At 62.8% G+C, this 18949-nt stretch carries 21 protein-coding genes; 7 read left to right on the forward strand and 14 right to left on the reverse strand.

The annotated features are described in order from the left end of the window. The first annotated feature begins 11 nt into the window (after positions 1 to 11). Together argJ and mutT are read left to right on the forward strand one after the other, a co-directional pair. Entirely contained in the window at positions 12 to 1244 is a 1233-nt protein-coding gene (argJ, locus tag KVX96_RS00385) for a bifunctional glutamate N-acetyltransferase/amino-acid acetyltransferase ArgJ (protein ID WP_261191945.1), read from the forward strand. Beyond that, positions 1241 to 1639, forward strand: a complete 399-nt coding sequence (gene mutT / locus KVX96_RS00390) for an 8-oxo-dGTP diphosphatase MutT (protein WP_261191946.1) — start codon at positions 1241 to 1243, stop codon at positions 1637 to 1639. The genes argJ and mutT overlap by 4 nt, the downstream gene beginning before the upstream one ends. Positions 1640 to 2160: 521 nt before the next feature. Here the strand turns inward: mutT and infB are convergent. The 5 genes from infB to KVX96_RS00415 form a co-directional block, all read right to left on the reverse strand. Continuing rightward, complete coding sequence (gene infB / locus KVX96_RS00395) at positions 2161 to 4683, reverse strand: translation initiation factor IF-2 (protein WP_261191947.1); 2523 nt, start codon at positions 4681 to 4683, stop codon at positions 2161 to 2163. Then, entirely contained in the window at positions 4680 to 5312 is a 633-nt protein-coding gene (locus tag KVX96_RS00400) for an RNA-binding protein (RefSeq protein WP_261191948.1), read from the reverse strand. Before KVX96_RS00400 ends, infB begins: the two co-directional genes overlap by 4 nt. Positions 5313 to 5338: 26 nt before the next feature. Beyond that, positions 5339 to 6970, reverse strand: coding sequence for a transcription termination factor NusA (gene nusA, locus KVX96_RS00405; RefSeq protein WP_261191949.1), 1632 nt, complete (start codon positions 6968 to 6970; stop codon positions 5339 to 5341). Positions 6971 to 6972: 2 nt separating this feature from the next. After that, complete coding sequence (rimP, locus tag KVX96_RS00410) at positions 6973 to 7566, reverse strand: ribosome maturation factor RimP (RefSeq protein ID WP_261191950.1); 594 nt, start codon at positions 7564 to 7566, stop codon at positions 6973 to 6975. A 142-nt stretch (positions 7567 to 7708) separates the two neighbouring features. Continuing rightward, positions 7709 to 8332 (reverse strand): NYN domain-containing protein, encoded by a 624-nt coding sequence (locus tag KVX96_RS00415; RefSeq protein ID WP_261191951.1) that lies wholly within the window; start codon positions 8330 to 8332, stop codon positions 7709 to 7711. A 361-nt stretch (positions 8333 to 8693) separates the two neighbouring features. On the opposite strand from KVX96_RS00415, the gene mgrA reads away from it, so the two are divergent. Then, entirely contained in the window at positions 8694 to 9722 is a 1029-nt protein-coding gene (gene mgrA, locus KVX96_RS00420; protein WP_261191952.1) for an L-glyceraldehyde 3-phosphate reductase, read from the forward strand. A gap of 106 nt (positions 9723 to 9828) precedes the next feature. Here the strand turns inward: mgrA and KVX96_RS00425 are convergent, their stop codons facing one another. Then, positions 9829 to 10455, reverse strand: coding sequence for a CDGSH iron-sulfur domain-containing protein (locus KVX96_RS00425; protein ID WP_261191953.1), 627 nt, complete (start codon positions 10453 to 10455; stop codon positions 9829 to 9831). Between the two features lie 164 nt (positions 10456 to 10619). Beyond that, positions 10620 to 11609, reverse strand: a complete 990-nt coding sequence (pip, locus tag KVX96_RS00430; protein WP_261191954.1) for a prolyl aminopeptidase — start codon at positions 11607 to 11609, stop codon at positions 10620 to 10622. Positions 11610 to 11678: 69 nt separating this feature from the next. Between pip and ubiG the strand changes: the two genes are divergently transcribed. Beyond that, positions 11679 to 12434 (forward strand): bifunctional 2-polyprenyl-6-hydroxyphenol methylase/3-demethylubiquinol 3-O-methyltransferase UbiG, encoded by a 756-nt coding sequence (ubiG, locus tag KVX96_RS00435; RefSeq protein WP_261191955.1) that lies wholly within the window; start codon positions 11679 to 11681, stop codon positions 12432 to 12434. Here ubiG and KVX96_RS00440 read toward each other — a convergent pair whose 3' ends face one another. Genes KVX96_RS00440 through KVX96_RS00455 form a run of 4 tightly spaced genes read right to left on the reverse strand, consistent with a single transcriptional unit; the run spans position 12435 to position 14722 of the window. Next, positions 12435 to 12875 carry a MarR family winged helix-turn-helix transcriptional regulator gene (locus KVX96_RS00440; RefSeq protein ID WP_261191956.1) on the reverse strand — a complete coding sequence of 147 codons (441 nt, stop codon included), beginning with the start codon at positions 12873 to 12875 and terminating at the stop codon, positions 12435 to 12437. Continuing rightward, on the reverse strand, positions 12872 to 13708 hold the full coding sequence (locus KVX96_RS00445) for a carbon-nitrogen hydrolase family protein (protein ID WP_261191957.1): 837 nt from the start codon (positions 13706 to 13708) through the stop codon (positions 12872 to 12874). The genes KVX96_RS00440 and KVX96_RS00445 overlap by 4 nt, the downstream gene beginning before the upstream one ends. Continuing rightward, positions 13708 to 13965 carry a glutaredoxin 3 gene (gene grxC / locus KVX96_RS00450; protein WP_261191958.1) on the reverse strand — a complete coding sequence of 86 codons (258 nt, stop codon included), beginning with the start codon at positions 13963 to 13965 and terminating at the stop codon, positions 13708 to 13710. Before grxC ends, KVX96_RS00445 begins: the two co-directional genes overlap by 1 nt. A gap of 34 nt (positions 13966 to 13999) precedes the next feature. Continuing rightward, a complete protein-coding gene (locus tag KVX96_RS00455) occupies positions 14000 to 14722 on the reverse strand; it encodes a ComF family protein (RefSeq protein ID WP_261191959.1) in 723 nt (240 codons plus the stop codon). A 38-nt stretch (positions 14723 to 14760) separates the two neighbouring features. Here KVX96_RS00455 and KVX96_RS00460 point away from each other — a divergent pair, with 38 nt between their 5' ends. Both KVX96_RS00460 and hemH read left to right on the forward strand, forming a co-directional pair. Next, positions 14761 to 15609, forward strand: coding sequence for an SAM-dependent methyltransferase (locus KVX96_RS00460; protein WP_261191960.1), 849 nt, complete (start codon positions 14761 to 14763; stop codon positions 15607 to 15609). A gap of 57 nt (positions 15610 to 15666) precedes the next feature. Next, entirely contained in the window at positions 15667 to 16719 is a 1053-nt protein-coding gene (gene hemH / locus KVX96_RS00465) for a ferrochelatase (protein WP_261191961.1), read from the forward strand. Between the two features lie 81 nt (positions 16720 to 16800). On the opposite strand, the gene KVX96_RS00470 is transcribed toward hemH, so the two are convergent. Then, entirely contained in the window at positions 16801 to 16983 is a 183-nt protein-coding gene (locus KVX96_RS00470) for a hypothetical protein (protein WP_085867616.1), read from the reverse strand. Positions 16984 to 17135: 152 nt separating this feature from the next. Next, positions 17136 to 17726 (reverse strand): L,D-transpeptidase, encoded by a 591-nt coding sequence (locus KVX96_RS00475; protein ID WP_261191962.1) that lies wholly within the window; start codon positions 17724 to 17726, stop codon positions 17136 to 17138. 167 nt (positions 17727 to 17893) lie between these two features. Between KVX96_RS00475 and KVX96_RS00480 the strand changes: the two genes are divergently transcribed. Continuing rightward, positions 17894 to 18403, forward strand: a complete 510-nt coding sequence (locus tag KVX96_RS00480) for a CAP domain-containing protein (protein ID WP_261191963.1) — start codon at positions 17894 to 17896, stop codon at positions 18401 to 18403. Between the two features lie 19 nt (positions 18404 to 18422). Here KVX96_RS00480 and KVX96_RS00485 read toward each other — a convergent pair whose 3' ends face one another. Next, on the reverse strand, positions 18423 to 18917 hold the full coding sequence (locus KVX96_RS00485; protein WP_261191964.1) for a murein L,D-transpeptidase family protein: 495 nt from the start codon (positions 18915 to 18917) through the stop codon (positions 18423 to 18425). Between the last annotated feature and the right edge of the window lie 32 nt (positions 18918 to 18949).

Raw genomic sequence — 18949 nt, forward strand, 5'->3', positions numbered from 1 at the left:
CGCTGACCGCCATGGGCACACAGAAAGAAAAAATCGTTTCTCCGCTTGCCCCGGCAGGCGGCTTCCCTGACCTGCCCCCGATCAAAGGGGCAGAGTTCGCCGCCGGTGCCGCGGGTGTCCGCTACGCGGGCCGCACCGACGTGATGCTCGCACGGCTCGCGCCGGGCACGGCGATTGCCGGCGTCTTTACCCGCTCCGCCACCCGCGCGGCACCTGTGCTGGATTGCGAAGCCAAACTCGGCGGCGACGCCAGCGAAGGGGCCGCGATCATCGTAAACTCCGGCAACGCCAATGCGTTCACCGGCAAGAACGGGCAGGACGCGGTGGACAAGGTGACGGGCGCCGTGGCCGAGGCCCTCGGCCTTCCGCGCGCCCGCGTGTTCAGCGCCTCCACCGGCGTGATCGGCGAGCCCCTGCCCCACGCGCGCATCACCGCCAAGATCGCCGATCTGGCCGCCGCGCTCTCGCCCACCGCCCAGAAGGACGCCGCCGCCGCCATCATGACGACGGACACCTTCCCCAAGGGAGCAACGGCTTCCGTGAACGGGGTGACGATCTCGGGCTTTGCGAAGGGCTCCGGCATGATCGCGCCCGATATGGCGACGATGCTTGTCTATATCTTCGCCGACGCAAAGATCGCTCAGCCGCTGCTGCAGAAGGTGCTCTCCGAGCTCACGGACGTGACCTTCAACTGCATCACCGTTGATAGTGACACCTCCACGTCTGATGCGCTGCTGCTCTGCGCCACCGGGCAGGCCGAGGCCGAGGAGATCACCGAAGCCAATGTGGGCCCCTTCCGCGACGCGCTGCACGGCGTGATGCTGGATCTCGCCCATCAGGTGGTGCGCGACGGTGAAGGCGCGACGAAATTCGTCGAGGTCGCCGTAACCGGCGCAGCCTCGGACGAGGACGCCCGCAAGGTGGCGCTGGCCACCGCCAACTCCCCGCTCGTGAAAACCGCGATTGCCGGTGAGGATCCCAACTGGGGCCGCGTGGTGATGGCTGTCGGCAAATCCGGCGCCAAGGCCGATCGCGATCTGCTCTCGATCCGTTTCGGCGATGTGCTGGTGGCCGAGAAGGGTTGGGTCTCGCCCAGCTACGCCGAGGCCCAGGGCGCGGCTTACATGAAGCAGCAGGATCTGGTGATCGGCGTGGATCTGGGGCTGGGTGCGGGCAAGGCCACCGTCTGGACCTGTGATCTCACGCACCGCTACATCGAGATCAACGCGGATTACCGCTCGTGAAAACGGTCCTTGTTTCGGCCGTCGCGCTCGTCGATGTCGACGGGCGCGTGCTGATCGCTCAGCGCCCGGAAGGCAAAACCATGGCCGGGCTCTGGGAGTTTCCCGGCGGCAAGGTCGAACCGGGCGAAACGCCCGAAGTCGCCCTGATCCGAGAACTGCAGGAAGAGCTGGGTATCAACACCTGGGAAAGCTGCCTCGCGCCGCTCACCTTCGCGAGCCACAGTTACGAATCATTTCACCTTCTGATGCCGCTCTACATCTGCCGAAAGTGGGAAGGCACGGTCGTGCCCCGCGAAGGGCAGACTATTAAATGGGCCTTTGCAAAAGATCTGGCCAAATACCCGATGCCAGCGGCCGACATCCCCCTGATCCCGATACTTCGCGACTGGTTGTGACAATTTTGCCCAAACTGGCCAACTGTTTGTTTTGCAACCAGTTTGTAAATGTGACGCTACGGAAGTGTTTCAAGACTGTTAAAAAAGTCACCTTTCGTTGATGAAGGGTGGTGTTTTCTTAATCAGTTTCCATATAGACTTTACAGACACCAATTTTGACTGGGGAGAAATTGGAAATGATGAAAACGATCACTCTGGGCAGTTACGTGTCAGTGCAAGGGACCTTTATCCGTGCACTGAGCAACGGGAAGATCGTGGTTCGCGTTGGTTCGCGTGACTTCGAAGGATACCCGGTGGCCAGTAACGCCGCCTGATCAAACACTCGGTCTTCGGACCAACGGAAAGAAAAAAGGACAGGATGAAAATCCTGTCCTTTTTCTTTGCGCGATTGTGAATATCTGCCAATTCCTGCCCTGATCCGTGCAGTTGCAGCATTTGCGGGCAGACAGCGGCGAAACCTCCTAAGAAAAAGGCCGCCCGAAGGCGGCCCTGTTCATGTCGCAGCTGCAAAAAGCCACAGCTTAGAGCGTGCGCTCGACCTCTTCGCGTTCGAAGATCTCGATCACGTCGCCCGGACGGATGTCGTCGTAGTTCTCGAAAGCCATCCCGCATTCCTGGCCGGACTGGACTTCCTTGACCTCGTCCTTGAAGCGCTTGAGCGTCTTCAGCGTGCCTTCGTGGATCACCACGTCGTCGCGCAGCAGGCGCACGCCGGCGGAGCGGCGGGCAACGCCCTCGGTCACCAGACAGCCGGCAACCTTGCCAACGCCCGTCACCTTGAAGACTTCCTTGATCGAAGCATAGCCGATGAACTTCTCGCGGATTTCAGCGGAGAGCAGGCCGGAAGCGGCTGCCTTCACGTCGTCCACCAGATCGTAGATCACCGAGTAGTAGCGGATCTCGATGCCCTTCTGGTTCGCGGTGTTGCGCGCCGAAGCATTGGCCCGGACGTTGAAGCCGAAGACCGGCGCGCCGGAGGCTTCCGCAAGGCCGATGTCGGATTCGGTGATCGCGCCCACACCGGAGTGCAGCACGCGCACGCGCACCTCGTCGTTGCCGATCTTTTCCATCGCCTGAACGATAGCCTCGGCAGAGCCCTGCACGTCGGCCTTCACCAGAATCGGCAGCTCGGCCATGTTCTGATCTTCTTTGGCCTTCGCCATCAGCTGTTCCAGCGTCGTCGCAGCACCGGCAGCAGCGCGTTTGTCCTTCGCGGCCTGCTCACGGTATTCGGCGATCTCGCGGGCCTGTGCCTCGGTGTCGACGACGTTCAGAACGTCACCTGCTTCCGGCGTGCCGTTCAGGCCCAGCACCTCGACGGGCACGGACGGCCCGGCCTCTTCGACGCGGTCGCCCTTGTCGTTGATCAGCGCGCGAACCTTGCCCCACTGCTCGCCGACGACGAAGATGTCGCCCTGGCGCAGGGTGCCGTTCTGAACCAGCACGGTCGCGACGGGACCGCGGCCCACGTCCAGCTGGGCTTCGATCACGGCACCGGACGCGGCGCGTTTCGGGTTGGCCTTCAGCTCAAGGATCTCGGCCTGAAGCGCGATGGCTTCGAGCAGTTCGTCGAGGCCCTGACCGGTCAGCGCGGAGACTTCAACGTCCTGCACTTCACCCGACATGGCTTCCACGACAACCTCATGCTGCAGCAGTTCGGTGCGCACGCGCATCGCGTCCGCCTGCGGCTTGTCGCATTTGTTGATCGCCACGATCATCGGCACACCCGCCGCTTTCGCGTGGTTGATGGCCTCGATCGTCTGCGGCATCACGGAGTCATCCGCAGCCACAACGAGCACCACAATGTCCGTCACCTGCGCGCCACGGGCGCGCATCGAGGTGAAGGCGGCGTGGCCCGGAGTGTCGAGGAACGTCAGCACGGAGCCGGAGTCCGTCGTCACCTGGTAGGCGCCGATGTGCTGGGTGATGCCGCCGGCTTCGCCAGCCACCACTTTCGCATCGCGGATCGCGTCCAGAAGCGAGGTCTTGCCGTGGTCCACGTGGCCCATGATGGTGATGACCGGCGGACGATCGACGAGATCCTCTTCCTTGTCCTCGACCGTATCGATCACGTCTTCCACGTCAGCATCGGACACCCGGACCATCTTGTGGCCGAATTCCTCGATGATCAGCTCCGCGGTGTCGGCGTCGATCGGCTGGTTCTGGTTGACCATCATGCCCATTTTCATGAGCTCTTTCACCACGTCAGCCACGCGCTCGGCCATACGGTTGGCTAGCTCGGAGACGACGATCGTCTCGGGCAGCTGCACCTCGCGGATCACCTTTTCACGCTCTTGCGAACCGCCCATCGCCTTCTGGCGGGCGCGTTCCTGCTTGCGGCGCATTGCCGCCACGGAGCGCTGGCGGCCATCGCCACCAGAGAGCGCCTGGTTCAGCGTCAGCTTGCCGGAGCGGCGGCCATCGTCGCGGCCCCCTTTGCGTGCCGGGCGATCGCCCTTGGCGTCACGGTCGGGCTTGCGATCACCACCGGCCGGCTTGCCGCCACCACGCGGGCCGCTGCTGGCCTCTTGGCCGGGCTCGGTGGCCGCGGCGGCAGAGGCTGCTGCGCGTTGTTCCTTGGCGCGGGCCGCATCGGCGGCTTCGCGTTTCTTGGCCTCGGCTTCTTCCTTGGCCTTGCGCTCTTCTTCCTCGGCACGCTGGCGGGCACGCTCTTCGCGCTCCTGCTCTTCGCGTTCCTTGGCTTCCTGCTCGGCCCGGCGGCGCTCCCGCTCGGCGGCGCGCTCTTCCTCTTCGGCCTTGCGGCGCTCTTCATCCTCGGCCTCGCGGGCCTTGGCAAGCTGAAGCGCCTTCATGCGGCGCTGCAGTTCGGCCTCGGAAATCCCGGCCGGACGTTTGGAGGCATCGCCACCCGGCGTGCCGCCGCCAGCAGACTTCGTGGCGCCGGGCTTGGGCACCACAACGCGCTTGCGCTTGGTTTCCACGACCACGTTCTTCGTGCGGCCATGGGAAAAGCTCTGTTTCACATTGCCCGAACGCGGCCCGCCACGCAGGCCAAGTGTCTTTTTGCCGTCGCTATCGCTCATGTGGTCTTCGTACCCTTTCCGGTGGACGTTCCACCGTTCTTATCGCGCAAACCCGTAAGTTTCGTGGCTTCCTCTACAACACGTGTCGTGAGTCCACCAGCCGCGAGCGCGCCATGTATCACATTTTCCCGTCCGAAAGCCAAACCCAATTCCGACGCGCTCAAAACGTCGATATAGGCCCCTTTTCCGGGCGGCGGGCGCAGCTTGGACTTGCCACGCTCCGACCCATCATTTGCCTGGATCAGCACGGCCCCACGGCCCGACACGATCCAGTCCTTCACCTTCTCAAAGCCCGTCACCGCGAGCCCTGCCTTGCGCGCCAGCGAGATCAGATCGACCACCCGTCGCGCCAGAAGCGCCTCGACGTGATCGGCCAGCCCCTCGGGCACGGCGACCTGCTGCCGGGCAGCGCGGCTGAACAGCTTCTTCTTCGCCGCCAGCTCCAGCGCCGCACGATCGGCCGAGACCCAAAGCCCCCGGCCCGGCAGCTTTTCCGCCAGATCGGGCACCACGGTGCCATCGGGGCCGACGACGAAGCGGATCAGGCCCGCTTTCGGCGCCACCTCACCGGTGGCGATGCACCGACGTTCGGGCTCTCCCCGATCCTTGTCCCGGCCACCCCGTGACATCTGCCCGCGCCCAGCGAGGCCTGAGATCAGGCCTCGTCCTCCGTGGTGGTGTCTTCACCCTCGGCGAGCTCGGCTTCTTCCTCTTCGTCGGTTTCCAGATCCGCCGGATCGACCCAGCCAAGCTGGATACGCGCCGTCATCACGAGGGTCTGGGCTTCTTCGAGGCTGACGTCGAACTTTTCGAGAATGCCGTCATCCTTGACGCGCTGCCCGTCCACGGTCGTCCAGCCACCGGCCAGCTCCCAATCCGCGCAGGTGGCGAAATCGTCGAGCGATTTCACACCGTCTTCGGCGAGCGCCTGAATCATCTGGGGGGTCAGCCCGTCAAATTCAACCAGGCTGTCTTCGACGCCCAGTTCACGGGCGCGTTCCAGCGCCTTACGGTTCTGCTCTTCAAGGTAGTCGCGGGCACGGGCCTGCAGCTCTTCGGCGGTACCTTCGTCCACACCGTCGATCACGAGCAGTTCGTCCTGCTCGACGTAGGCCACCTCTTCGAGGTTGGTGAAGCCTTCAGACACCAGAAGCTGGGCGAAGAATTCGTCCAGATCCAGCGTGTCCATGAACAGCTTGGTGCGTTCTTCGAACTCGGCCTGACGGCGGGCCGATTCCTCGGCTTCGGTCATGATGTCGATATCGAGGTTCGTCAGCTGGCTGGCGAGGCGCACGTTCTGGCCCCGGCGGCCAATGGCGAGCGAAAGCTGCTCATCCGGCACCACGACTTCGATCTTCCCAGCATCCTCATCCAGCACCACTTTCGACACTTCGGCCGGCTGCAGCGCGTTCACGAGGAAGGTCGGCGCGTCTTCGTTCCACGGGATAATATCGATCTTCTCGCCCTGCAGCTCGTTCACCACGGCCTGCACGCGGGAGCCGCGCATACCCACACAGGCACCCACCGGATCGATGGAGCCATCGTAGGAGATGACAGCGATCTTGGCGCGGGAGCCGGGATCACGGGCCACGGCCTTGATCTCGATAATGCCGTCATAAATTTCCGGCACTTCCATCTTGAACAGCTCGGCCATGAATTCCGGCGCGGTGCGGGAGAGGAAGATCTGCGGGCCACGCACTTCGCGGCGCACATCCTTGATGTAGCAGCGGATGCGATCGTTCGGGCGGTAGCTTTCGCGGCCGATCTTCTCGTTGCGGCGCAGCACGGCTTCGCCGCGGCCCACGTCCACGATCACGTTGCCGTATTCTTCGCGTTTCACGAGGCCATTGATAATGGTGCCGGCGCGATCCTTGAATTCTTCGTACTGACGATCCCGCTCCGCTTCGCGCACCTTCTGCAGGATCACCTGCTTGGCGCTCTGGGCGGCGATGCGGCCCAGTTCCACCGGCGGCACCTCGTCGCGCAGCTCGTCACCGATCTGCGGGTCGGCCATGTATTGCTTGGCCTGCTCGACGGTCAGCTCTGCCTGGTAGTTCTCCAGCTCTTCATCGGCCACCACCGTGCGCACACGGGTGAAGGTCGCCTTGCCCGTCTTGCGGTCGATGGAGACACGGATGTCCATCTCGGCGCCGTAGCGGGATTTGGCGGCGCGGGCGAGGGATTCCTCCATGGCTTCGACAACGAGGCCCGGATCGATCATCTTCTCGCGCGCAACGGCCTCGGCCGTCTGAAGCAGCTCGAGCTGGTTTGCAGAGGTAATTGCCATATTCACTCCTCCTCGGAAGCGGTGTCTTCGTCTTCTGTTTCGATCTCGTCGAACTGGCTTTCGTCGACGATTCCAGCGTCTTTGCGCTGGCGCAGCATTTCATTGATCAGCTCATCGGTGAGCACGAGCTTGGCGTCAGACAGCCACTCGAAGGTCAGCCCGATGATCACGTCTTCGCCGTTGTTGTCGATCTCGATCAGCACCTCGCCATCCTCGGTGCCCTTGAGGATGCCTTTGAAACGCTTGCGGCCGTCGATCAGCTCGCTCGTCTCGATCTTGGCCTCATAGCCCTCGAAGGTGTCGAAATCCTTCAGCCGGGTCAGGGGGCGGTCGATGCCGGGGCTCGAGACTTCCAGCGTGTAGTTGTCAGCGATCGGATCTTCCACGTCCAGAATGGCGCTCACGGCCGTGGAGATCTTCGCGCAATCGTCCACTTCGATACCGCCTTCGGGGCGCTCGGCCATGATCTGCAGCGTCGAGGTCTTGCCGCTCATCAGGCGGATCCGCACGAGCTCGTAGCCCAGATCCTCGATCACGGGCTGGACGATCTCTGCAAGGCGCCGATCAATGGCGGCTTTGGCGATCAGGTCAGACAAGGGTGTCTCCAAAACAAAAAAGCGGGCTCGCGGCCCGCTGAATTTTCCGGTGGGGCTGGCCGAGGCCAACCACCGCTGTTGGAGGTGCATATACGGGCTTGGAGGTGAGTCTGCAAGGGGCTTCTAACTGCCTCCCTGTAGGTCACCAACTGTTGGGTTTTACGATCCTAGAGCCACCGCGACCACGTACGGTTTCCGGAAACTGAGAACGTTGAAGCATCCCATCCGAAACGTGCCGTACTGAATCTGCAAAGGACCTGAGTCTTTTACTAGGCGCTCCGCCATCAAGCCACGCGACAACAATTTTCTTCCCCAGCTCCTGCTTTACCATTCTAATCGGCTCAAGGAGATCGGTGTCTTGCGAAAATATGAGAGCTAGATCGTAGCTGTCACAAAATGCATCCATTAATAGGTAAGATGCTAAGTTTACGTCACTACCCTTCTCTTCCGTGTCATGAACTGTAACAAATGTAGCTGGATCAGAGACAAGGGGTCTTGTTATTTTCTTAGGAAGAAACTTTCCCTTATGTATTGAAAGCTCTGGGATTGTTTTCAAAGCTCTAAAGTACGTAGCCTGCCTTGTAGGCGCATCAGGATCACCTGATCGACTTGAAACATCTGCCGTAAAGTACCTTATTCCTTCAACCACATCATCCGACTGAACTAGCTCTTGAGAAAGAAGCCTAAGGTTGACCCATTTGTAATTTGATGAGCGTAGTCTTCGATAGTAGAAATTGAATCCGTCTACATACACACGTACGCGCATCGATTACTTTTTCGCTCTTATGATCCCGCCCCAATAAAGCAGCAAGGGCCGCAAGAGTACACCCCTTACAGCCCTTGAACCAGCAGACTTGCCACTGGCCGGTATGACTCAAATATAGTGATTCCAGGCGTCACGGTCAAGCGCGGACTCACTTCTTACGCAGAGTCAAGAGTTTTCAACATATTGTACCCAGCTTACGTATAGACACCACAAAAAGTTCTCGACACTTTCTACTCATATGTTGCCAGTTGGGTCACCTTTTCAGAACGCCCCCTGCACGCCGCGGAATAAGCCTCGGTTGACAGCTCTTGCAACACCGCCCACACAAGGCCCGACTGTGTAACCGCACCGGAGCTTCCCCATGCCCTATACCCCTGCCCCCGACCGCTACGAACGCATGCCCTACCGCCGCTGCGGGCGCTCCGGGCTGAAGCTTCCGGCGATCTCGCTCGGGCTGTGGCACAACTTCGGGCATGACACCTCCCACGAGGTGAAGCGCGCGATCTGCCAGACGGCCTTTGACAACGGCATCACCCATTTCGATCTGGCCAACAACTACGGCCCGCCCCCGGGCAGCGCCGAGGAAGCCTTTGGCGAGATCCTGAAAACCGATTTCGCCGGCTACCGCGATGAGCTGATCATCTCGTCCAAGGCCGGCTACATGATGTGGGACGGCCCCTACGGCGAGTTCGGCTCGCGCAAATACCTGATGGCTTCCTGCGATCAGAGCCTCAAGCGCATGGGGCTCGACTATGTGGACATCTTCTATTCCCACCGCTTCGACCCGGAGACGCCGCTGGAGGAAACCATGCAGGCGCTGCATGACATCGTGCGGGCGGGTAAGGCGCTCTACGTGGGGATTTCCTCCTACAACTCCCAGCGCACGCAGGAAGCCGCGGCGATCCTGAAGGATCTCGGCACGCCCTGCCTGATTCACCAGCCGAGCTACAACATGCTCAACCGCTGGGTGGAGGAAGACGGGCTGAAGCAGACGCTGAAAGATCTGGGCATCGGCTCCATCGCCTTCACGCCGCTGGCGCAGGGGCTGCTGACGGGGAAATACCTGAACGGCGTGCCCGAAGGCAGCCGCGCGACGCAGGGCAAATCCCTGAACCCGGCGCTGGTGAATGAAGACTCGGTGAAGAAGCTCAACAAGCTGAATGAGATCGCGCAGGCGCGGGGGCAGACGCTGGCGCAGATGGCGATTGCCTGGGTTCTGCGTGAAGGCGGCATCACCACGGCGCTGATCGGGGCGTCCAAACCTTCGCAGGTAGAAGATTGCGTCGGCGCGGTGGGCAATCTGGAGTTCACCGCCGAAGAGCTTGCCGCGATCGATGCATACACCGATCTGGGGCAGATCAACCTCTGGGCGCGGTCGTCGGATTCGTAAAAAGAAGATGCAACGGTAGCGCCGTCCCGAGGGGTGGCGCAATCGCGCCGCCCCGTGGGGGCGGGACGGCGCGGCCCAACAGTGCCTGTTGGGCGCTCTTTGAGCTTCAGTCCCCGCTCTTCCACCCCGCGCTGCGGTGCGTGCCATCGCAATAAGGTTTGTTCCCGGATTTCCCGCAGCGGCAGAGGATGTTTTTCCGCTCCGAGATCCCTTCAGCCGAGGAGTCCGTCTCCACCGGGACCTCGGTGACCCAATAGGGCCCATCCTTCTGGATCATGATCTCCGCGCGGCCCTCAGCCACCATGGTTTCCGGCGGCGTGCCCATCTGCAGCGCGCCCGACGGGCAGGCCGCCACTACGGCTTCCACCTCGGCCACGGTGCCATTGTCCGGCTGCACCCAGGGCTTCTTGTTCGCGTCGAAAATGTTGGAGGCGATCCGCCCGCATTCCGCCGCATGGCCACAGAGGCGCGGGTTGAAGGAAACCGTCACCTCCTTGCCCTCATAGGTGAAGAACTTGTCTGGGCCTTCGGGCTTGCCGCCCCGGCTTTCAAAGCCAACCTTGGTGTGCGTGCCATCGCAGAAGGGCTTGTTCGCGCTTTGCCCGCAGCGGCAGAGCGCCATCACAGGTTTCACCTCCAGCGCCGCGCCATCCTCACCCGTCAGGCTGTGGATGTGTTTCGCTATGAGCGGCCCGTTCTCGCGCTCTTCGATTTTCGGGGTCTCGTCACTCATCGCTGGCTCCTCCTGCTGGCATACTCAGCAAATAGGGTAACCCGGTGCAAATTGAGATCAAACCGCCCGGCGGCACGCCGGGCAGCCCCCGCCCGCCCCCAAGGCGGAGGCTTTCGCCCCCACCACGGGCCGGGGCCGCCCTCTGTTTGGCGACAGTTGGGGCCTCAGAGCATAAGCGTTGTGCGCCGCAGCCGCAGGGCGTTCATTTCCTTCACCAGCTCCGCCGTGATCCCGGCTTCCGACAGCGCATGGCCCGCCATATGCACCATCTTCAGCCGTGCATGCGGCAGGCCCTTGGCCAGCGCATAGGCCGATTGCGGCGGGCAGATCATGTCAAACCGCCCCTGCACGATGGAGACCGGCAGATGGGCGATCTTCGGCAGATCCCGCAGGATCTGGCCGTCTTCCTGCAGAAAGCCCTTGTTGACGAAATAGTGGTTTTCGAGCCGCGCGAAGGCGCGGGCATAATCCGAAGGCGCCTCCATCCGCGCGCCCTGATTGTGGATCGAGGCAAGCGCGTTTTCCCACCCAGCCCAGGCGCGGGCGAAACGGGATTCCTGCACCGTGTCACCGGAGAACAGGCGCGCGTGGTAGGCGGCGATCAGATCGCCGCGCTCCTCTTCGGGGATCAGCCCGGCAAAATGCTCCCAGACTTCCGGCCAGAAGGCCCCGGCCCCGCCGCCGTAGAACCAGTCCAGCTCCCGCTGCATCATCAGGAACACGCCACGCAACACCAGCGCTGCCGCGCGGTCCGGGTGCGCCTGCGCGTAGATCAGCGCGAGCGTCGCGCCCCAGCTGCCGCCGAACACGATCCAGCGTTCTATGCCCAGCGCGGCGCGGATCGTCTCGATGTCGCGCACGAGGTGCCACGTGGTGTTGTCCTCAACCGAGGCATGGGGCCGCGAACGCCCACAGCCGCGCTGATCGAACAAGACGATCCGGTAGGCCTTGGGATCGAAATACCGGCGCATCGCCGGGCTGCAGCCGCCGCCGGGGCCGCCGTGCAACACCACGACCGGGATGCCTTCGGGATTGCCGCATTGCTCCACATAGACGCGGTGCCCCTCGCCCACCTCCAGCGTGCGCTGGTCAAACGGGGTGATCGCGGGGTAGAGGAACCCGCCTGCGCTGTTTTGGTCTGCGACTTTGTCCATACCCCACCTATATAAGCTGCAAGGGCGCCCCGCCATGGGGCCGACACGAGATATTAACCGGAGGCGCATATGCAGGCCACCCAAACCACCGCTCAAACCACCGTCGATCCGGCGGAAGTCGCCAAGTTCGAGGCCATGGCCGCGGAATGGTGGGACGTGAACGGCAAGTTCAAACCGCTGCACATGCTCAACCCCTGCCGGCTGGATTACATCACCAGCCAGATCGCGCTGGAGTTCGACCGCGACCTGACGCAGCCCGAGCCCTTGAAGGGCCTGCGCCTTCTGGATATTGGCTGTGGCGGAGGCTTACTGTCCGAACCGATGGCGCGGCTGGGGGCTGAGGTTGTGGGCGCGGACGCCGCGCCGCGCAACATCCCCGTCGCGCAGGTCCATGCGGAGCAGCAGGGGCTGGTGATCGACTACCGCAACGTGACAGCCGAGGCGCTGGCCGAGGCGGGCGAGCAGTTTGACGTCGTGCTGAACATGGAGGTGGTGGAGCATGTTGCCGATCCTCAGGCCTACACAGATGCCTGCGCCGCGCTGCTGAAACCGGGCGGGCTGATGATCTGCTCCACGATCAACCGCAACCCGAAAAGCTTCATGATGGCCATCGTCGGCGCGGAGCATGTGATGCGCTGGCTGCCCAAGGGCACGCACGACTGGAACAAGTTCATTACGCCGGACGAGCTTTACGGGCTGATCGAGAAGGCCGGGCTGCTGCCGGTGGACCGCAAGGGATTCGTGTTCAACCCGATCAGCTGGAGCTGGTCCCTTTCGGACCGCGATCTTTCGGTGAATTACGTCTCCGCCTCCACCAAGCCCTGATCAGCTTTCCCCAAGGTGCTGGCGCAGCTCGCGCAGCACCTTGAGCGTGGTGCGGGTGTTTTCATCACCAATGTCGGCGGTGGCCTCCGACAAGATCGGCGCAATCGCCTGAATCGCGGCCTGCAGCGCGGCGCGGCCTGCCGGGCTGATCGAGACGAACTTGCGCCGCGCGTCGTCCCAATCGGGGCGGATGTGCACATGGCCAGCCCATTCCAGCTTGGAAAGCGTGTTCGTCATCGCGCCGCGCGTCACGTGGAACGTGGCCGCAAGCTGGGCCGGGGTGCGCTCGTCGCGCAGGTGATCAAGGTGGTTGAGCACCGAGAAATGCGAAAGCTCCATCCCCTTGGGCAGAGCCTTGGAGATCTGGCTGCGGGCCAGCTGCCCGGCCATGAACAGCTCGCTGAACAGGGCCGCGGCAAGGGATTCGTTCGGGTTGTTCATACCGGTGCCGTGTAGTCCCTGTCGTGGGTGATCGCGGGAATCTGTTTGCGGCACTTCTCCACCAGTGACAGGTCAAGATCAACCACGCTGACGCCCGGTGCATCGCCCGCATCGTGCAAAACCTCGCCCCAGGGCGAAACCACCAGCGAATGCCCATAGGTTTGGCGGGATTTGCCTGTGCTTGCGGCATGAGTGCCGGTCTGCGCGGGGGCGAGCACGAAACAGCCCGTCTCGATGGCGCGGGCGCGCAGCAACACATGCCAATGCGCCGCGCCGGAGACGGGCGAGAAAGCGGCCGGCACTGTCAGGATCTGCGCGCCGGCTTTTGCCAACGCGCGGTGCAGATGGGCGAAACGCAGATCATAACAGATCGTCATGCCGATCTTGCCGAATGCCGTATCCGCCAGCACGGCCTCAGCCCCCGGCCTGTAGCCCGCGCTTTCGCGGTAGGATTCGGCTTCGCTGATCTCCACGTCGAACATGTGGATCTTGTCATAGCGGGCGCGGATGCTGCCGTCCGGGGCGATCAGAAAAGAGCGGTTGGCGAAGCGGCCGTCTGCATCCTCGGTTTTCAGCCCCAGTGAACCGATCAACAGCCATATGCCATGTTTCGCCGCGCTTTCGCGCAGGCCCGCAAGGGTGCGATCCTCGGCTTCCGGCTGCAGCACGGCCTGCTGGTGCGTGCGCGAGGCGGAGACGCAATTCGTCACCTCAGGCGTCAGCACAAACTGCGCGCCCTGCGCGGCGGCTTCGGCCACCATGCCTTGAGTCACCGGCAGGTTGGCCGCCGGATCATCGGAGACGTTAAGCTGCAGAAGCCCCGCGCGCAGCATCAGGCGGCGAGCAGCGGATCGAGCTTGCCGCGCTGTTCCAGATCGTAAAGGTCGTCGCAGCCACCCACATGAGTCTCGCCGATGAAAATCTGCGGCACCGTGTGGCGGCCATGGGCGCGCTGCATCATCGTCTTGCGCAGCCCTGAATCGCGGGAGACATCATATTCGGTGAACTCGATGCCCTTTTGCTTCAGCAGGCGTTTGGCGGCGTGGCAGAAGCCGCAGAGCGGGGAGGTGTAAATCTCGACGGGTTTCATGGCGGTATCCTTGTTTGCGCGGAACTATAGGCATCTAGGCATCCTTCGCAACGCGCGCGAGGGTCAGGACACATACCTCACTTGCCCGTGATGCAAGGCAGGCCTCGGCGCAGGCCGCCAGCGTCGCGCCCGAGGTCATCACATCGTCCACCAGAAGCACCGGGCGGTCCGTCATCAGCTCCTCCCGGCGTGGGTGGGCGATGATGGCATCGGTCAGCGCGGCGAAACGCGCCTCCGCCCCGAGGCCCTCCAGCACCGGCGTCTGTTTGCGGCGCAGAAGCAGATCCGGGCAGTAGCCGAGCCCCGCGCGCCGCGCGATAGCGCGGGCCAGCAGCGCGGATTGGTTGTAGCGCCGCTGCAGGAAACGCATCCGGTGCAGCGGCACCGGGGCCACGAGCAGATCCTCCCGCAGAAGCGGCGCGGCGGCGCGCAGCATCCAGCCTGCGGCAGGCTCCACCAGATCGAAGCGGTCCGCCCGCTTCAGGCCAAGGATCATCCGCCGCGCATTGCCTTGATACAAAAGCGCCGCACGCCCCGCCGCCCAGGGCCGCGCGATGCGGCGGCAATCGTCGCAGAGCTCGCCCTCAGGGGCCTCCTCGCCGGGCAGCGGCACACCACAGGCATGGCAGATGATCCCGGTGATGAAGGGGGTTTCCCGCCAGCAGCTGCCGCAGAGGCCCCCGTCATCCGCCACCAACGCGCCGCAGCCAAGGCAGCGCGGCGGGTAAATCAGCCTCAGAGCCCTTTGCATCCCCATCGCAGCCTCCTATCTTGCCGCGAAACCCAGGACAAAGCATGAGCCGCCAAGCCCCGATCACCGACCAGAAGGCCCTTGCCCGCGCCCGCCAGCGTGCCGCGCAGCACGGCGACTCGGCTCTGTTCCTGCAGGAAGAAGCGCTTCTGGAGATCAAGGAAAGACTCAGCGAGGTTAACAGAGCGTTTAAGCGGGTGGCCGTAATCACGCCTTGGCCCGCGCTCTGGCAGCCCGCCTTCCCCGAGGCCGATGTGCTGGAGGACGGCGCCGATCTGCTGGCCTTCCCTAACCCGCCCTATGATCTGGTGATCCACGCCATGGGGCTGCATTGGGCGGGCGATATCGTCGGCCAGCTGGTGCAATGCCGACTGGCGCTGAAACCGGATGGGCTGTTCCTTGGCGCAGCGCTTGGAGGGCAGACGCTCCATGAACTCCGCGCCTCGCTGGCGCAGGCCGAGACACAGGTAAGCGGCGGGCTGTCCCCGCGCGTGCTGCCCATGGCCGAAATCCGCGATCTGGGCGCGTTGCTGCAACGAGCCGGCTTTGCCCTGCCGGTGGCCGACAGCGCCACGCAGGTGGCGCTCTACCGCGATCTCTTCCACCTTGCCGCCGATCTGCGCGCCATGGGCGAGACGAACGCCCTCACCGCGCGCCGGAAAACATTTGCCCGCCGCGCCCTCTTCGCCGAGGCGGCGCGGATCTACGCCGAGGCCTTCGGGCAGGAGGGCCGCATCCGGGCGAGCTTCGAGCTCATCTTCCTGACCGGCTGGGCCCCCCATGCCGATCAACCCAAACCTTTGCGCCCCGGCTCCGCCGCCCAGCGGCTTTCGGATGCGCTCAACACAGACGAATTGCCGCTGCCGGGCGCAAATCCTACCCCAAGCGATTGACACCGCCCCTCGCGCCTTATCTTCCTCGCCAGACCGCTAATGACCAGGACGGACCCGATGACCCAGCCAGACGCCACCTGCCCGGCCCATGCGCCGAAGGATCACCCGAAGCTGCCGAAACCCAAGATCGGCGTGCTTCTGGCCAACCTCGGCACCCCGGACGGCACGGATTACTGGTCCATGCGGCGGTATCTGAACGAATTCCTCTCCGATCAGCGGGTGATCGATTACCCGAAGTGGAAATGGCAGCCGCTGCTTCAGCTGATCATCCTGTCCAAACGCCCCTTCACCTCGGGCGCGGCCTATAAATCGATCTGGAACGAGGAGTTGGACGAAAGCCCGCTTGCCACGATCACCAAGGCGCAGGTGACGAAAATCGCGGACGCGATGGAGGCGCTGCACGGGGCGGAGGTCGTGGTGGATTACTGCATGCGCTACGGCAACCCTTCCACGCCATCGAAGGTGCGCGCGCTGGTGGAGCAAGGCTGCGAGAAGATCCTCTTCTTCCCGCTCTATCCGCATTACGCCGGCGCGACGACGGCCACGGCGAACGATCAGTTCTTCCGCGCCTTGATGGCCGAGAAATGGCAACCCGCCGCGCGCACCGTGCCGCCCTATTTCGCGCAGGAAAGCTACATCGAGGCGCTCGCGCAATCGGTGGAGAAAGCCTACGGCGCGCTGGCGGAAAAGCCCGATATTCTGGTGTGTTCCTACCACGGCGTGCCGAAACGCTACCTGCTGGAGGGCGATCCGTACCATTGCCAGTGCCAGAAGACGACGCGGTTGCTGAAAGAGCGGCTCGGCTGGGAAGACACTGCGATCACCACCACCTTCCAGAGCCGATTCGGCCCCGAAGAATGGCTGAAACCCTACACCGTGGAAGAGGTCGCGCGGCTGGCAGAGACCGGCAAGAAGAAGATCGCCGTGATCGCGCCGGCCTTCTCGGCGGATTGCATCGAGACGCTGGAAGAGATCAACGAAGAGATCAAGGAAAGCTTCGAACACGCTGGTGGGGAAAGCTTCACCTACATCCCCTGCCTGAACGATGACGACGCCCATATCGCGGCGCTGGTCGAATCGATTGAGGACAATCTGAAGGGCTGGATCTAGGGCGCGCTCAGCGCCCGATCGGCCAATAAAAAAAGGCGGTGGCTGGGGAGCCACCGCCTCTTTTTTCGGTGTGACCCGAAATTAGTTGGCTGCAACAGCAGCGGCCACGACGGCCAGCAGCAGAAGCGGAACAACCCAGCCGCCGGAAGAACCGGTGGTTTCTTCAACGATCACCGGCTCTTCGATGATCGGCTCTTCGTAACCACCAGCAAAAGCGGTCGAAGCAGCAGCGGTCAGCGCAGCGGCGAGAACGAGTTTCTTCATGTTAACCTCCAGTAATCACCTTACGCCGCGTTAAACAAAATGAGGACGGCGCAGGCAGTTCAGACTGTACCTCGTAGTCTCCAATAAGCAGGCTATGTGTCCGATTGCAAATGTATCTTTCGGAATTTGCCAAAACCTGCCGTTTCGTGGCGTCAAATAAGCAACACTTGCGTCCCCGGCCCCGCCAATTGGTACAGCTGGGCAATATGTTCGTTGTAGAGCCCGATGCATCCATTGGAAGATCGGCGGCCGATTTTGCGCGTGTCGTGGGTGCCGTGGATGCGATAGTACTTCCACCCAAGATAGAGCGCATGGGTGCCTAGCGGGTTATCCGGCCCCGGCGGCACGTAGCTCGGCCACTCCGGATTGCGCTTCAGCATCGCCGGTGTGGGGGACCAGCTTGGCCCTTCCACCTTGCGCGTCACGGACGTCCGGCCCCTGCGGGTGAGATCTTCGGTCAAGGGCACGCTGGTGGGATAAAGCTTGTATACCGTCTGATCTGCCGACCAGTAGTGCAGCACCCGCGCGTCCACATCCACAAGGATCGCCCCGCCCGAGAGACTACTGAAATGCGGCTGCCAGCTGTGCGCCTTGAAGCCAGACAAGTTGCGTTGCACCGGCGGCGTGAACACCCCCGGCTCCGGTGTTTGCGCCAAAGCAGGCGCGGCCGTGCAGGCCAGCCCTGCCACGGAAGATGCGAGAAAAACACGGCGGTTGAGCCGTTTGGAATCCCGTTGAGCCATGAGTTGCCCCCCGATTCGTCATGTAAAAGCAGCCTGTGGATAATATGGCGCGGGGGCCTCAGTCGCAAATTAAACACGGGTTTGTGCGGGCTTGGGCCGTTTTGGCGGTTTGATCCGGGCGCGCAGGGCCTGTAATGAGGGTGGGTTATTCTTACACGGTGGAGCCGATGCCCAAACTCGTGATCACCCTTTTCGCCGCCGTTCTGGCGCTTGCGGCCTGTCAGCCCTCCACTCCGGCCGTCGGCCCCGATGGGCGCCCGGCGACGAGCGTCTACAAGATCTCCGCGCGGGACTCTGGCCAGATCCAGTTCCGCATGCTGGACGGGGTGAACACCTTGCGCGCCGCGGCTGGCGTGCAGCAGGTGCAGCTGAACACCGCGCTCACCAATGCCGCCTCCAACCATTCGCGCGACATGTCGAACCAGAACCGCCCGTGGCACTTCGGCTCCGACGGCTCCTCGCCGCTGGATCGCGTGGCGCGCTCGGGCTACCCGGGCCCGGCAGTTGGCGAAGCCATTTCGGAGACCTTCGAGACAGAGCTTCAGACACTGGCCGCCTGGATGGAACAGCCCGGCACCCGCGCGGTGATCCTTGATCCGGCAGCGCGCAACATGGGCTTCTCCTGGTATCAGGAACCCAACGGCAAGATCTGGTGGACATTGGTGATGGGCGGCTAAAGCCGCCCGAACGCGCCGGTCACGGGTAGATCGAGATCACCGTGCCGTCATTCACCATGGCGTAGATGTCTTCCATCTCGCGGTTTTTCACGGAAATGCAGCCCCAGGTCCAATCGCGGCCCTTGGGTTTGAAGGCATTGGGTTCACCGTGGATGAAAATATCTCCGCCCGCGGATTTCCCCAGCGCCTGCGCGACTTCGAAATCCCGGCGGTTCGGGTAGGAGATCCCGAGCGACAGGTGGAACTTCGAATTCGGGTTGCGTCGATCGATGGTGTAATCGCCTTCCGGCGTGCGGCCGTCGCCCTCGAACTGCTTGTGGCCCACGGGGGCAAAGCCCAGATCGATGTCATAGGCTTTGAGCACCCGGCTGTGATGCATCAGATACATCCGGCGCTGCTCCTTGAAGACAGCGACGCGGGTCACTTCCGGCCCATTGTATTTACGAAATTTCGAACTGCAGGCCGCCAGCGGAGCGATCAACAGCGATAGGAGAATGGTTCTGCGCGATACCATGAAAACACTGCCCGTACTCTTATTTTGTTGGC

This window comes from Pseudoruegeria sp. SHC-113 (assembly GCF_025376885.1).
Classification (GTDB): domain Bacteria; phylum Pseudomonadota; class Alphaproteobacteria; order Rhodobacterales; family Rhodobacteraceae; genus Pseudoruegeria.

What these genes read in the sequence shown, in the direction of transcription:
- grxC (WP_261191958.1), bottom strand. Translation starts at nt 13,965, where the DNA reads ATGAAACCCGTCGAGATTTACACCTCCCCGCTCTGCGGCTTCTGCCAC.
- argJ (WP_261191945.1), top strand. Translation starts at nt 12, where the DNA reads ATGGGCACACAGAAAGAAAAAATCGTTTCTCCGCTTGCCCCGGCAGGC.
- KVX96_RS00480 (WP_261191963.1), top strand. Translation starts at nt 17,894, where the DNA reads ATGCCCAAACTCGTGATCACCCTTTTCGCCGCCGTTCTGGCGCTTGCG.
- hemH (WP_261191961.1), top strand. Translation starts at nt 15,667, where the DNA reads ATGACCCAGCCAGACGCCACCTGCCCGGCCCATGCGCCGAAGGATCAC.
- KVX96_RS00425 (WP_261191953.1), bottom strand. Translation starts at nt 10,455, where the DNA reads ATGAGTGACGAGACCCCGAAAATCGAAGAGCGCGAGAACGGGCCGCTC.
- mgrA (WP_261191952.1), top strand. Translation starts at nt 8,694, where the DNA reads ATGCCCTATACCCCTGCCCCCGACCGCTACGAACGCATGCCCTACCGC.
- KVX96_RS00485 (WP_261191964.1), bottom strand. Translation starts at nt 18,917, where the DNA reads ATGGTATCGCGCAGAACCATTCTCCTATCGCTGTTGATCGCTCCGCTG.
- KVX96_RS00445 (WP_261191957.1), bottom strand. Translation starts at nt 13,708, where the DNA reads ATGCTGCGCGCGGGGCTTCTGCAGCTTAACGTCTCCGATGATCCGGCG.
- KVX96_RS00455 (WP_261191959.1), bottom strand. Translation starts at nt 14,722, where the DNA reads ATGGGGATGCAAAGGGCTCTGAGGCTGATTTACCCGCCGCGCTGCCTT.
- ubiG (WP_261191955.1), top strand. Translation starts at nt 11,679, where the DNA reads ATGCAGGCCACCCAAACCACCGCTCAAACCACCGTCGATCCGGCGGAA.
- KVX96_RS00400 (WP_261191948.1), bottom strand. Translation starts at nt 5,312, where the DNA reads ATGTCACGGGGTGGCCGGGACAAGGATCGGGGAGAGCCCGAACGTCGG.
- KVX96_RS00440 (WP_261191956.1), bottom strand. Translation starts at nt 12,875, where the DNA reads ATGAACAACCCGAACGAATCCCTTGCCGCGGCCCTGTTCAGCGAGCTG.
- pip (WP_261191954.1), bottom strand. Translation starts at nt 11,609, where the DNA reads ATGGACAAAGTCGCAGACCAAAACAGCGCAGGCGGGTTCCTCTACCCC.
- nusA (WP_261191949.1), bottom strand. Translation starts at nt 6,970, where the DNA reads ATGGCAATTACCTCTGCAAACCAGCTCGAGCTGCTTCAGACGGCCGAG.
- KVX96_RS00415 (WP_261191951.1), bottom strand. Translation starts at nt 8,332, where the DNA reads ATGCGCGTACGTGTGTATGTAGACGGATTCAATTTCTACTATCGAAGA.
- KVX96_RS00470 (WP_085867616.1), bottom strand. Translation starts at nt 16,983, where the DNA reads ATGAAGAAACTCGTTCTCGCCGCTGCGCTGACCGCTGCTGCTTCGACC.
- KVX96_RS00475 (WP_261191962.1), bottom strand. Translation starts at nt 17,726, where the DNA reads ATGGCTCAACGGGATTCCAAACGGCTCAACCGCCGTGTTTTTCTCGCA.
- infB (WP_261191947.1), bottom strand. Translation starts at nt 4,683, where the DNA reads ATGAGCGATAGCGACGGCAAAAAGACACTTGGCCTGCGTGGCGGGCCG.
- KVX96_RS00460 (WP_261191960.1), top strand. Translation starts at nt 14,761, where the DNA reads ATGAGCCGCCAAGCCCCGATCACCGACCAGAAGGCCCTTGCCCGCGCC.